Genomic DNA, 14,091 nt, shown 5'->3' with positions numbered 1-14,091 from the left:
TTGGGTGCGCTATCAGGAGCTTATCGGCTGCTTTAAGTGGTGTGAGTGTTCCCTCGGCACTTAAGAGCTTACCGTCTTGCCAGAAGCCTGAAGCCTGTGTCTCTGGATTGAAGAGTACGAGCTTGCTAAGCATCGCTTTCACCACAGGGTGCTCTAGGATTTTTGCCAATTCAGCAACTGTAAAGAGCGTTTGTGAAAGCATGGCTTGTTCCAAAGATAAGCGGGTACGGCTGTACTGTTTTGTTAGGTAGGTCTTGCTGTCCTTGAGGGCTTCTACCTGCTTGTCTTTCTTATACTTATCAGGGATAGACTTGAGGGTCTTGTCGCCTTTGGTTACTTCCAATTCAGCCTTGCCTTGTTCGTCAATAACCAACTTAATAGTGGTGTCGTCTAACACAAGAGTAGATTTCTCCATAATCTGTTGGGTCGCCTTGGCTTCCATTGCCCAGCTAAAGCGGATACTATCCTCATAACCTGCATTGCGGGAGAGGTTATCCAAGCCTATCTCCACCGCATTCTTCTCACTCTCTTGGCGCTGCTGACCGAACTGCTTGCTTTCCTTGAGGAAGGTTTGCAAGAGGTTATAACGGCTTACTAAGTCTTCCTCTTCTTTTTTCTTGTTAATAGGTACCAATCCTAAAGCCATGACATAGTCCTTATCACGCTTTTCTATGATTTTTTGGATGACTTCATCCAACTTGATCTCGCCTGTAAGCACCGCAGAATACAGCTTTACACGACGATACCCCATCCCTTCGGAAAGGTACTTGGCTGACTCTTGTATGAGCTTCCAACCCTCTTTGCCTACTGACTGATGTATGCGGTGATACCAATCCACATCTATAGCACCACGCTGGAAGTCGTCACGTGGCACGGTAGAGTATTGGGAGACAATCGTTTCCTTTTCCGCATCCATATAATCGGTCGTATGGGCGATAAACCACCAAATAGCCTCCTTGAAGTCCTTGATCTGGAGGTAGTCCCCTATCCAGTCTGCCCAGTGTAGGGCGTAGCAAGCCACTTCCACCAAGCGCTTGTTGGTGATTTTGAGTGTGTCTAAATGCGCCTTAAAGGCAGTAAAAGTATCCGTCGCGCTCGGCTGGCTCACCTCCAAGATATGGCTAAAGGTACGGCGCTTGGTAAGATCATTGCCGTAGTAATAGCCCTTAGCAAAAGGCTCCTTGCCCATACGCTCTAAGGCCTCAAAGAAGTAGTGCATGCCCTCTATCTCTTGCAGGTATCGTATGTAGATAGAGGCATCGGTAGGTAGGTCTCCGCGCTGGAGCTCCATCTGGAGCATACGCATTTTGAGCAGTTCCAGCTGGGTATCAGGGAAGGTAAGTGAAGTTCTAAGCGCCTCGGGCAGTCTTCGGTAGAAGTAGTTTTCTCCTCCTTGGACTATGGTAAAGAGTTCGTCCTCCAAAAGGCAGAAGAACAAGAGGTCATCTGCCGAGAGTTGTCCTTTTTGGTAGAGGTTTAGGGTCAGCCCCATCAGACTTCTTCCTATCCCTGGTAGGCGTTCGTCCTCACGCACCTTGGCACGTAGCCCTGTCAGTACGCTCTGAGGGGTATAGGAAGAAAGGTCGTCCTTGGTTTGTTTTTGGGCATAAGTGTAGTAAAGCAACTGCCAGAGCTTAAAGCGCTGCTCAGGGGTATAATAGTCTATATCTCCTTCTTCATCTTGGTCTATAGAGATGACATAGTCTTGGATAACATCTGTCCAGCTCAAATCTTCGTAATCACGCTCTATGGTTATATGGCGCTTTTCAGGTGGATAGGTAGCCAACGCATCTTCAAAAACAGAGAGCTTAAAACTGGCCAAAAACGCCTTGTCCTGGGCATAAGCCTCACTTATAGGGGTCAAAAGGTCTTCCAAGCGGCGGGCTTCACTATCGTAATAATTTCCCAAATCACCCTTGAAAGCCACCTTGAAGTCAGGGTAATAGCCTGCCAGATAGTCCTTTAGTTGCTTGGGTACTTTGTTTTCATAATAAAGATTTTGGCAATAGCGTATTGCATACTGGTACTCTATCTCATTGAGCTGGTGCTTTTGATGCCAGTCTTTCCATAGCACTGCCAAAGGATAATCCTCCAATACCTCCATAGGGGTTTCGCCCTCTTTGGTAGCATGCATTCGATAGATTTGTTGCCCCAGTAGCTGTGTCCTTGTTTCCCCTTGGTACCACTCACAAACATATTCGTAGTCTTTGTTCTTTCGCCATAGGGTTAATAGGTCGTTAAGGGCTTCACGTACTTTCTCCACCCTTATGATTTTGTCAAAGAGGAAGCCCTTTTTCTCCTTGCGCTCCTTGTCAAACTGAGGCTGAGGCAAGGTAAAGGACGTTAAGTTCTCAAAATTGATCACGCCAAAACCATTAGAGAGGTCATAGCGCTGCTCTCCTGTCTCATCAGGGTTGTAAGCGAGCTTGTCCATAAGCACCTGCTCGTTCTTGGTGAGCTTACGCCCCTTATAGGCTTCTACTTGCTCGGCTACATAATCGGTAAGCCTTTGTTCTTCCTGCAATACGGAGAGAATTTCCAAAGCCGCCAAGCGCTGGTCAGCACTCTTGGAGACAATAAGGCGGGAGGTACTATCCTTAAGCACCGCTTCGGGTTGCTTGATAAGTAGTGCCACACTCTCCTTGCGTTGTTCCTTGTTCTTGCGGGAGAGTACCTGCTCTATCGCCAAGATATCGTCCTGTACCAAAGGTACTTTCTTAAGAATCTCAAAAGCAATCTCGGCTACATAGGAAGCCTTATCATTTAGGGCGGTACGTACTAAGGCACGCTGCCAAGAGTCAGCTGGATACTTTTCAGGTTTCTTTTTCTTATCTTCCTCACTCCAATAATGATAACGCCCGCGACCTAGCACTGGATATACATTCTGTAGGAGGTTCTGGCGCACCTCTACAGGAATTTCCGAGAGTTCCCCTGCCAAGAGTTTTTGCTGTGCTTCATTAGCTTCACCTATCAAAAAGCGGTAAATATTCTGTGGCTTTAGAGTAAAGTTGAGCCAACGGAAGCCCACACCCTCAAAGTGTTTGCCCTCCTTAGGTAGCGCCTTGGCAACCGCGTGCATACGGTCAAAAAGAGCCTGGGAGATGCTGCCTTCGGGGAGGTTCTGCAGGAGCCAACAATCCAGATCAGCCGCTTCTCCGAAATGGGCTTCCGCATAGGTGGCTATCTCCCTGTCAGTTCTTCTGGTTTCTCGAACAAAGTAGAGGGTAACGATACGTCCCTCGTGGCTTGTCTGAGGGTCTTGGATAGCCTTCACTGCCAAGCTGATCGCCTGTTGTACACTGCGTACCCCCACTGCCCATAGGGCGACATAGCGTTCTACATTATCCTTGCTGTTTACGGCTTTCTCAGCAGCTGCACGGTCATTGAGGAAAGTTTGTGCCAGCTCCAATATGCGCTTGATCACAGATTGCTGAGGTGCTTCCCAGCTAAAGCCAAACCATACATCTACCGCACGTACCACACTGCTAAAGCGGGTGAGGTTGTGCTCCAAAATCACGCCTATAAAATGCTGCAAGGAAGCCAAAGAGGTACCGTCCAAGGATTCCAAAATCATCTGCCTTAGCCCTTCCTGAAGCTGAGCGGCTAGAAGGAGTTGCTCCACCAAGGTGCGGTAACGCGTATCCTCCACCATCAGGGCTGCCTTGATAAGGACAGTACATACGCCCCCTATTTCATCTTCACCCGAGAAGATGTCTTTGAAGAGCTCATAATAGGCATCGGGGTTTTCGTCAAGGAGCGAAGCAAAGAACACCTCCACAGTATACTCCTTATAGACCACATATTGGAATTGCTCGGCTATAGGCAACACGCCCACTCCTGAGGAGTAATGGATATGTAGCGTACGCATCTTAGAGAGTTGTATCTCTATATAGTCGGCAGGATTCTCCGAGCGGAAAGGGCGACGACCCCACCCTCTTTGATAGGGATAGGCTACTAAAGAGTCCCAAACGCGTTGTGCATAGGGAGCTATTTCTTTGCCAAAAAGCAGCAAAGCAAGTGCCTTTCCTTCCTTGCTCTCCCAGAGCTTATCAGGGAAGTTGTAGGAGGCAAACTCCCGCTCGAAGGCACTTGACTCATCGTAGTCTATCAGGTTTGTAATATATGCACCCAACTTTTGATAGGGGGCGGAGAAAGAAGCCAAATCGGCTTCTTTGAGTTCTTTAGGCTCATGCTTACCTAAGAACTTGTCGGCTTGTTCTTGCTTGATCATTCATTTAAGGGTTATTAGATTAAAAAACAGGTAGTTGCTTGGTGCTTCTGAAATCTCTTATCTCTACAGTCTGATTTTCTTCATCTATTTTATAATAAAGGGCAAATCTCCCATTTAGAAAGAATCTTTTGTACAGATCTAATTTCTTACTATATTTAGCTGAAAAATATGGATTTTCTGCGAGATTATCCTCCAGACTTTCAACAGCCTTTATTATCTTAAGGGAATAATTAAAAGAGCCATTATGTTCTTCCCAATAATCTAGCGTTTCATAGTACTTACTTTCAGCTTCTATCAGCCATTTTACTACCATATCTTTCTCTTACTTTTTTACGTACTTCCTCACTACTGATGATTTTCCCTTCTTTTGACTGCTGTTCTGCTCTTTCAAAATAAGCTATCTCCTCATCAGTAAGTTCATAATAAAAATCAGTTTCCTCCTCCATTGCTCGGCTCAAGAGCTGGTTGTATTGCGCTATAGGAAGCACGGCATACATAGCGTTACCGTCTTCATCGTTAAGGAATTGAGGCGTTAAGTCGTTCATAATGGTTAATGATTAATGCGAATCAATAGTTAAAATATTATTCTTTAACTTTTTAAGACGCAATAAATTGCGTCTCTACGCATGCGCAGGCTAAGACAACTCTTGATGAGTGTAGTCCTTTGTTAAGGCACAATTTATTACGCCTTAACAAATTGGACTATACAATCATTTTTCTACTATTGATATTATTAACGAATAGAGAACCGTGAATAGTGGTCTGTCACTAACAACTAACCACTATTCACTAATAACTATTCACTTTTCACTCTCTCAATAAGTTGTGAAGTAGAGCTATCATGTTTGGCTGACTGAGCAGCTGAAAAGTCCTTCAAGATAGTACCCGCCAATTGCTTGCCAAGCTCTACACCCCATTGGTCATAGCTATAGATATTCCATAGCACCCCTTGTACAAAGATCTTATGTTCGTATAGGGCAATGAGCTTTCCTAGGCTCTCAGGGGTAAGTTTGTCAATAAGTAGGGTGGTAGTAGGCTTATTCCCCTCAAATACCTTGAAAGGTACTAGGTGTTCCGCTACCCCTTCAGCACGTACTTGCTCAGGAGTTTTGCCATTCATGAGTGCTTCTGTCTGAGCGAGGAAGTTAGCCATGAGCTTATCTTGGTGATCCTTATCTCCGTAAAGGGAGTGCTTGAAGCCGATAAAGTCGGTAGGAATGCGCTTGGTACCTTGGTGAATGAGTTGGAAGAAAGCATGTTGGGCATTGGTGCCTGGCTCTCCCCATACAATAGCACTCGTTTGGTAGCTGACACGCTGTCCGCTGCGGTCTATATACTTTCCATTGCTCTCCATAATGGCCTGTTGTAGGTAGGCAGGAAAGCGGTGTAAGTATTGGGTATAGGGGATAATGGCTTCGGTTTCTGCTCCGTAGAAGTTGGTATACCACACAGAGAGCAAGGCTAAGAGTACAGGAAGGTTTTCCTTAAAGGGTGCCGTACGGAAGTGCTGATCCATCTTCTGGGCACCCAAAAGAAGGGCAGCAAAGTTCTCATATCCTACCGAAAGGGCAATGGTAAGTCCCACCGCACTCCACAAGGAGAAACGCCCCCCTACCCAGTCCCACATAGGGAACACATTCTCAGGAGCAATACCGAACTCGTCTATCTTCTTGAGGTTGGTGGAAACCGCTACAAAGTGCTTGGCTACATCGGACTCTTTGGCATGCTTGAGGAACCACTTTTTCACTGTAAGAGCGTTAGAGAGGGTCTCCTGAGTGGTAAAGGTCTTGGAGACAATCACAAAAAGAGTCGTCTCAGGGTTAAGGTGCTTAATCACTTCATGTACATGGTCTCCATCTACATTGCTGATAAAGTGAATGTTGAGGTGATTCTTGTAGAATTTCAAGGCTTCAGAGACCATCACAGGACCTAAGTCTGAACCACCGATACCGATATTCACCACATCGGTAAAGGGCTTGCCTGTATAACCTTTGCGCTTACCAGAGATGATTTCCTGCGAGAAAGCCTTGATTTTGGCTTTTACTTCCTCCACCTCTGGAATTACATTTTGCCCATCTACAAGGATTTCCTTCTCTGCCGAACGCAAAGCAGTATGTAGTACCGCACGGCCCTCGGTAGCGTTGATCTTGTCGCCTGTGAAATACTTCTCAATAGAGGTCTTTAGGTCGCACTCTTGAGCCAATTGCAAAAGCAAATTACGGGTAGTCTCGTCCCAATTGTTCTTAGAGTAATCCACCCAAAAGTCCTCCCACTGGAGGGTATACTTAGGGGCACGTGCCGCATCTTGGGCAAAGAGCTGTTGCAAGGTAATATCTTTCACCTTAGCGAAATGGGCTTCTAAGGCTACCCAAGCCTTTGTTTGTGTAGGATTCTGTGTTGCTAACATTATTTTTTTAGTTTTTAGTTTTGAATTTTGAGTTCTAAGGGGATTAATAGTGACAAGTGACTAACTACTGACTAATAACAACTAACCACTGAATCTACCGCAAAGATAGTCTTTTTTATGCTCTTAGCAAATATTTTCCGCTTTTTTTGTATTTTTGCCCATCCAATGAGCCAGTATGCAAATTAGATAATTGACAAACAACTCAAAACTCATGAAGAAATTCCTATTATTCCTTCTCCCACTGCTTTCCTTAGCGCAGGAGAAGACCGCCCCCGACTATATCAAAACGATTATTTTCCGCTCAGGGGATGACCCTTATAGCCAACTGCCCATTGTAAGCTTGGGAGGCTCCTTTACGCTTTCCTTTGACGACTTACGTGGAGGCGAGACGGATTACTACTATACCCTAACGCACTGCAACTACAACTGGCAGCCTTCAGACTTACTCAAGAGCGAGTACCTCCGTGGCATGGACGATGTACGACTAACCGAGTACCGCCATTCCTATAGCACACTACAACCCTACACACACTATAGCCTAACCTTGCCCAATGACGATACAGACTTCTTGCTTACGGGTAACTATCTGCTGACCATCACCGATAGTGAGCAGCAACCTATCTTTACCCGCCGCTTTGTTCTCTATAGCCCTACTACTACCGTACAGCTCTCTGTAAAGCAGTCGCGCGAAGTCAAGTATGCCGAGACACGCCAAAGTGTCCAGATGAGGATCTCCTCCAAGTCCCTACAATTTGTCTCTCCCAATACAGCTGTCAAGGTGACGATCCTACAAAACTACCGTTGGGACAATGCTATAACCAATATACCCCCCCAATATATCTTGGGCAATGACTTGGTGTATAAGTACGATCGGGAAACCTCCTTTGAGGGGGGCAATGAGTATTTTTACTTTGAAAACCGCGACCTGCGCTCCCCTACCTCTGGGGTATATACGACTCGCCGTGAGGGGGACAAGTACCTATGCCAGCTCTTTACTCAGGCACCACGTGCTCATCTGCCTTACACCTATAACCCTGATATAGATGGGAACTTTCGTATAGTAAGCGATCATGGTCGCGATAATACCATTGAGGGAGAATACGCCTTGGTACAGTTCAGCTTAGCCAATAACAATCTCTCACCCAGTGACCAAGTGTATGTATATGGTGCTTTCTCCGATAATGCCCTGACAGAGCCATATCAGCTCCATCTGGACGAAAAACAAAATGTATATGTGGGAAATGTATATCTAAAGCAGGGATTTTATAACTACAAGTTTGCCCTAAAGCGCAACGGAAAGGCTGACTATAACGCCATAGGGGGCAATTTTTACCAAACGGAAAATACCTATACCGTTTTGGTCTATTACCGTGACACTGCCGACCGCTACGACCGAGTCATCGGTATGGGAAGCCTACAAAGCACACAAGTTACGAGGTAATTTGCCAATGAGTCCATTAACTAACATGAGTTTGATATAACGAAAGCTCCCACTGATTTTCGCGGATTTCACAGATTTTCTATGTCTGTGTAAATTACTGCTTAGTTGTATCATTTTCTCCATGAAAATCTGTGTTTCACATACCCAGCTGTGAGCACTCGCTGGCTTTGTGGGAGGAAAAATATAATCTTGCTTACGTCGAACTCACCTTATTTATTGACCTTATTACTTTTTAGGTACTGTAGGCATAGGACAATATTTGCCTAAAGATTTTCGCCGCTGAGCAATGTAGTTGTATACAAAATCAGCTATAGGAGTGGGAGTTATTTTTAAGAAAAAACGCAACAAAGGGAACAACTGACATTCTTTTAGAAAATGATAGACAGCTTGTGAGTGGGTATAAAAGATAGCACCTATCTTCACTACAATTGTTTTCTGTGTAAGCGCTTCTAAATGATGTTGCTTGCATATATCCATTCCTTCCTTCGATGTTTTGGCTATGTAAAGAAATTTCCCTTCCTTATCTTTTTGTGATAAGAAATAAGCAATTTGATTACAAAACAAGCAATCTCCGTCATATAATAGAAACCTTTCTTCCATAATTTCTTTGATTTACAACCTAAATATATCCTGCGTAGCGACCCCTAGTTCAGGAAACTTCACCGAATAAATGATAATAAAAATTTGTCAATGTGCCAATGTGCTAATTAGCAGATTGACTCATTGACAAATTGATTCATTGACAAATTAAAATGTAATCGGCCCTGAGAAGGTCGTCGTTGTGCTCTCTATACGATTTTCACCGCTATAAACCTCTATCTTGAGCTTGAGCTTGCGTTCGGTAACAAAAGCCTGATGCATCTTGATAAAGAGGGTACCACTGACCAATCCTTGCTTACCAAGATGAATGTCAGGATTTCCTACAATCTCTATTTTTGCTTGTTTAGGCTCTACGATCTTGAAGGTGAGGTGATCAAAATCCTGTGTGGTCTTATTGATAATCTTGTAGGTATAGACATTGGAAATGATATCCCCTTCTTTTTGGTAGAGCTGACCTGGAAGTCTTAGAATATTGGCTTGTACATCACTACGCAAGAAGAGTAGCCCAATAAGAATACCCACCAATATGGTAAGCACCGAAGCATAACCTTTCATACGTGCGGTAAAGCGGAACGGCTCTTTCTTAGCGATTTCCTCTTCGCTGGCAAAGCGTATCAGCCCCTTAGGCATACCGGACTTGACCATCACCTCATCACAGGCATCTATACAAGCGGTACAGTTCACACACTCCAATTGCGTACCATTGCGAATGTCTATATTGGTTGGGCAGACATGCACACACTGGAAACAGTCTATACAGTCACCATTGCCCAAGGCTTTCCTATCTTCATTCTTGCGGAACTTCTTACGTCCATTTTCTCCCTCACCACGCTTGTAGTCATAAGCCACCACAATGGACTTGTTGTCCAGTAGTACCCCCTGCAAGCGCCCATAAGGACAAGCAATGATACATACTTGTTCGCGAAACCAAGCAAAAACAAAGTAGAATACTCCGGTGAAGATAAGCAGCGCAATGAAGGTATTGAGGTGCTTTAGTGGTCCTTCCTTGATCTCTACCAGCAGCTGATCACTACCGATGATATAGGCCAAAAAGACATTGGACACCACAAAGGAAATCACAAAGAAGACAAACCACTTAAGTCCTTTTTTGCGGATTTTCTCCCAGTCCCAAGCCTGTTTGTCAAGCTTCATCTGTGCATTGCGGTCACCCTCTATGGCATACTCCACACGGCGGAAAACCATCTCAAGGAAGATCGTCTGTGGACAGATCCACCCACAAAAAATACGTCCAAAAGCCACCGTAAAGAGCAGGATAAAGACCACTCCTATAATCATAGAAAGCACAAAAAGGTAAAAGTCTTGTGGCCAAAAAGGAAAACCAAAGATATTAAACCTTCGCTCTAAAATATTGAAAAGGAGAAACTGATTTCCATCTATCTTGAGAAAAGGAGAAACAAAGAAAATGGTCAATAGCAGATAGCTCACATACTTGCGATAGCGGTAATAACGCCCTTTGGGTTTCTTAGGAAATACCCATACACGCTTGCCTGAAGTATCTACCGTACCTATAGAATTGCGAAAGGATTCTTGTTCCATAAGGATAATATGTTAAAAAACTACTGCAAATTTACGTATTCTTTTTATGTACCTTCGTTTTTCTCCCTACTTTTTTACCCAACAAACAAAATTTATAATCATTCTATTTTCAAGAAGAAATCTATAATTCTATAGATGTTTTCTATAATCATTAATTATGACACCTATAACAACTGACCTCTGTCCTCTGACTACTGTCTTCTGACGCCTTTAACGACCAGCTCCAAGCTTGTCCTCCCCTGCCAAGAGTTTTCAGTCAGTTGGTAGGCAATGGTAAGAGGCTGACCGCTTTCTATAAGTTCTTTTTGGGGAGCTAAGCCAAAGCCTACCGCTACAAAATCATGATTACTCTTAGGATCAGTCAGTATCATACGCAGGTGAGAAAAGTCTTTGCCCACCCTTCGCACTTCCTTAGCCAAGACCCCACGAGCATAGAAGACGGGGGTCATGTTCTTAGGACCAAAGGGGGCAAAGCGTTGCAAACAGCGATAGAAGGTATAGGTAATATCCCCCAAGGGTAACTCACCACTTAGGGTGAGCTTAGGGGAGCGAAGCTCTTGAGGGAGGGTGCGCTCCACCACCTCTTGGAATTTCTGCTTAAAGCGCTCGTAATTCTCTGGTCGTAGGGTCATACCTGCCGCAGCAGTATGCCCACCAAATTGTATCAGCTCATCTTTGCACTCACAAAGCGCCTCATACAAGTTGAATCCCTTAACTGAACGTGCTGAGGCTGCCAATACATCTCCACTTTGGGTAAAGACGATAGTCGGACGGTAATAGGTCTCTATCAGCCGCGAGGCTACAATCCCTATGACACCTTTGTGCCAATCTTGGGAAAAGACCACCGTTGCGGGTGCCTCTTCTTCTCCTTGGGAGAGAATCATACACAAAGCTTGTTCGGTGATTTGTTCGTCAGTAGTTTTACGTTGGGTGTTGAGGTACTCCAGCTCTGTCGCCTTGTCCAAATCGCGACCTATGAGAAAGCGTACTGCCTTTTCAGCATGCTCCATACGACCTGCTGCATTGATACGTGGAGCCGCTACGAAGACCAAGTCTCTCACCTCCACAGGTCTTTTGGAAGATGCCAACAGCAGCTGCATAACCTCAGTTGGTTGCTGGTTGATCAGCTGTAACCCTGTATGTACCAATATGCGATTCTCCCCTGTAAGAGGAACAATATCGGCACAAGTAGCCAAGGCTACCAAGTCTAAGTATTTGTAAGCGGTCTCTGGAGAAAAATCTAAGGTCTTGCAGAGGGCTTGTACGAGCTTAAAGCCAATACCACAGCCACAAAGTTCCTTATAGGGATAGGAGCAATCTGCTCGCTTCGGGTTAAGCACAGCAAGCGCTTCGGGTAGGGTCTCCGAAGGGGTGTGATGGTCAGTGATGATCATATCTATCCCACGCTCACGGGCATAAGCAACCCGCTCATGGGACTTGATCCCACAGTCCAAGGTAATGATAAGTGGTATTTGGTTATCATCGGCGAAGTCTATCCCTTGGGAAGAGACTCCATAGCCTTCCCTATATCTATCTGGCACATAAGTGAATACATTAGGATAAATAGCCGATAGGAACAGATATAGCACTGCCACCGAACAGGTACCATCTACATCGTAGTCCCCGTAGATGAGTATCGGCTGTTCACTGCTTATAGCTAGAAGAATACGCTCCACAGCCTTATCCATATCCTTCATCAGAAAAGGATCATGGAGATCAGCCAAGGAGGGATTAAAAAAAGCCCTTGCTTCCTCAAAGGAGGTAATCCCTCTTTGTAGCAGTAGGCTTGCAATGGTTCTATGCCATGGAAGCACCTCCTTAAAAAGCGAACGCGTAAGCGCTTCTACCGCTTCCTTAGGGGGTGCGGGCAAGAAATCCCAAACTAACTTACTCGGCATTATAAGGATGTTCTTCCGAGTTAAAGAACAACTTGATATGAACGGTAGCGAATTGGCGGAACATGGCTATTACTCCACAGTATTTTTCTACTGAAAGGCTCACCACATGAGTGATTTGTTCTACATCCAAATCTTCCCCCTCAAAGTAGTAATTTACGGTTACTTCCTCATAGGTGCGAGGGTGGTTTTTGGTCAATTTCCCTTGTACTTCAAGAGTAAAGTTGTCCAATACGATTTGCTTTTTCTTAAGCAAGGCTAGCACATCCAATCCTGTACAACCTGCCAAGGCAGAAAGCATCAAGGCTTTGGGGTGCATCCCATTGTTTTCTCCTCCGTTCTCAGGAGTAGTGTCGATAAAGAATGAATTTCCACTGGGGTTGGTGGAGGTGAACTGCATGTCTCCTTCCCAATAGGCGGTTACTTCGTGCATGTATGTTTGATAATTTAGTACTTTACTTTTTCTTAGGACTACAACCTGCCATGGTGGTAATCTGAATTGCCTCGGTAGGGGCTAGGTATTGGTTGCGGGTTACCACTTCCGCCACGGTGTTGCGGGCAAATTCCTCAAAGGCTTTCGCCAGAGGTGTACCTTCCTGTAGGGCAGCAGGGCGTCCCACATCACCTGATTCACGTAAGCCCTGTACCAGTGGAATCTCTCCGAGCAATGGAGTATCTGTACGTTCGGCTAAGGATTTTACCCCCTCTTTGCCAAAGATATAATACTTATTCTCTGGAAGTTCGGCGGGGGTAAAGTAGGCCATATTCTCTACCAATCCCAATACAGGTACATTGATAGTCTCTTGACGGAACATAGCGATTCCTTTACGAGCATCCGCCAAAGCCACTTGTTGCGGTGTGCTGACCACCACAGCACCTGTAATAGGCAAGGCCTGCATGATACTTAGGTGTATATCCCCTGTTCCTGGTGGAAGGTCTATGAGCAAAAAGTCCAACTCACCCCAGTCAGCATCAAAAATCATCTGATTGAGCGCCTTGCTAGCCATCGGACCACGCCAGATGACCGCTTGGTCGGGGTGTGTGAAGAATCCAATAGAAAGAATCTTCACTCCGTAGTTCTCCACAGGCTTCATCTTAGAGCGACCATTGATCTCCACTGACAAAGGACGTTCTTCTTGTACATCAAACATCATTGGGATCGACGGCCCATAGATATCTGCATCCAAGAGACCTACCCTAAAGCCCATTTTGCGCAAGGCTATGGCTAGGTTAGCTGTAATGGTGGATTTGCCGACTCCTCCTTTGCCTGAGGCTACAGCGATAATATTACGAATACCCTCTATGGGCTTACCTTTGATCTCATTCTTATCCGAAGCGGGAGCCGCCTCTACAGTGATATTGACTTTCACCTTCGCCTTTTCATATACCTCGGCATGGATCGCCTTCATAATCTCCACCTCTACCTTCTTCTTCGCTTGTAGGGACGGGTTGGAGATAGTGGCATCTACCACCACCTCATCACCAAAAATTACGATATTCTTCACCACTCCACTGTCTATAAGGTTACCCCCCTCTCCTGGAGAAGTAATCTTACGGAGTGCTTCTATTACTTGAGATTTTAATAAGGTCATAATACTAATTCGTTAATTTGTTGATTTGTTGATTTGCCAATTTGTCGATTTGTCGATTAACTCATCAGCTAATTGTCTAATTGACTCATCAGCTAATTGTCTAATTGGCTAATTGGCTAATTGGCTCATCGTCTAATTGACTCATCAGCTAATTGGTTCATTGACAAATTGACAAAAACTTCCTTTCGGCATCAAGTCATGAAACCGAATGAAAGTTCTCTTCGTTAGTGTGTAAGTTTCAAAAGTTTACTGATTTTTTTCTTCTAACTTTTTAAGCTGCTCGCTTCTGTCAAGGATATCTCTCTTGTCAAGATCTTCCTTTTTCTCTGCTTCACCATCCTTCATGGCATCCTTGAACTCACGGATAC

10 protein-coding genes are annotated in these 14,091 nt (G+C 44.9%); 1 reads left to right on the top strand and 9 read right to left on the bottom strand.

The window, feature by feature from the left end; translation table 11 throughout:
* From Q0625_RS06390 to pgi, 4 genes are all read right to left on the bottom strand, one after another.
* The coding region (locus Q0625_RS06390) for a DUF5724 domain-containing protein (protein WP_298824740.1) at positions 1-4,231 on the bottom strand (4,231 nt) is incomplete at its 3' end.
* A 19-nt stretch (positions 4,232-4,250) separates the two neighbouring features.
* Positions 4,251-4,544: a type II toxin-antitoxin system RelE/ParE family toxin gene (locus Q0625_RS06385; RefSeq protein WP_298824735.1), complete on the bottom strand. Its 294-nt coding sequence runs from the start codon at positions 4,542-4,544 to the stop codon at positions 4,251-4,253.
* Entirely contained in the window at positions 4,516-4,776 is a 261-nt protein-coding gene (locus Q0625_RS06380; RefSeq protein WP_298824732.1) for a hypothetical protein, read from the bottom strand. Before Q0625_RS06380 ends, Q0625_RS06385 begins: the two co-directional genes overlap by 29 nt.
* A gap of 251 nt (positions 4,777-5,027) precedes the next feature.
* Positions 5,028-6,638, bottom strand: a complete 1,611-nt coding sequence (gene pgi / locus Q0625_RS06375) for a glucose-6-phosphate isomerase (RefSeq protein ID WP_298824729.1) — start codon at positions 6,636-6,638, stop codon at positions 5,028-5,030.
* A 211-nt stretch (positions 6,639-6,849) separates the two neighbouring features.
* On the opposite strand from pgi, the gene Q0625_RS06370 reads away from it, so the two are divergent.
* A complete protein-coding gene (locus tag Q0625_RS06370; RefSeq protein WP_298824726.1) occupies positions 6,850-8,079 on the top strand; it encodes a DUF5103 domain-containing protein in 1,230 nt (409 codons plus the stop codon).
* A 225-nt stretch (positions 8,080-8,304) separates the two neighbouring features.
* Here the strand turns inward: Q0625_RS06370 and Q0625_RS06365 are convergent, their stop codons facing one another.
* The 5 genes from Q0625_RS06365 to Q0625_RS06345 all read right to left on the bottom strand — a co-directional run bounded on the left by Q0625_RS06365 (position 8,305) and on the right by Q0625_RS06345 (position 13,723).
* Positions 8,305-8,679 (bottom strand): DCC1-like thiol-disulfide oxidoreductase family protein, encoded by a 375-nt coding sequence (locus Q0625_RS06365; RefSeq protein WP_298824723.1) that lies wholly within the window; start codon positions 8,677-8,679, stop codon positions 8,305-8,307.
* Positions 8,680-8,826: 147 nt separating this feature from the next.
* A complete protein-coding gene (gene ccoG, locus Q0625_RS06360; protein ID WP_298824720.1) occupies positions 8,827-10,236 on the bottom strand; it encodes a cytochrome c oxidase accessory protein CcoG in 1,410 nt (469 codons plus the stop codon).
* Between the two features lie 191 nt (positions 10,237-10,427).
* Positions 10,428-12,134, bottom strand: a complete 1,707-nt coding sequence (recJ, locus tag Q0625_RS06355; protein ID WP_298824717.1) for a single-stranded-DNA-specific exonuclease RecJ — start codon at positions 12,132-12,134, stop codon at positions 10,428-10,430.
* Positions 12,124-12,564 (bottom strand): OsmC family protein, encoded by a 441-nt coding sequence (locus tag Q0625_RS06350; RefSeq protein ID WP_298824714.1) that lies wholly within the window; start codon positions 12,562-12,564, stop codon positions 12,124-12,126. The genes recJ and Q0625_RS06350 overlap by 11 nt, the downstream gene beginning before the upstream one ends.
* A 22-nt stretch (positions 12,565-12,586) precedes the next feature.
* The gene (locus Q0625_RS06345) at positions 12,587-13,723 is read right to left on the bottom strand and encodes an Mrp/NBP35 family ATP-binding protein (protein WP_298824711.1); all 1,137 of its coding nucleotides are present in this window, start codon (positions 13,721-13,723) and stop codon (positions 12,587-12,589) included.
* Between the last annotated feature and the right edge of the window lie 368 nt (positions 13,724-14,091).

Origin of the sequence: uncultured Capnocytophaga sp. (assembly GCF_938029845.1) — a bacterium.
Classification (GTDB): Bacteria; Bacteroidota; Bacteroidia; order Flavobacteriales; family Flavobacteriaceae; genus Capnocytophaga.
The sequence above is the reverse complement of the archived record's forward strand: the minus strand, read 5'-3'. Positions and strand labels throughout refer to the sequence as shown.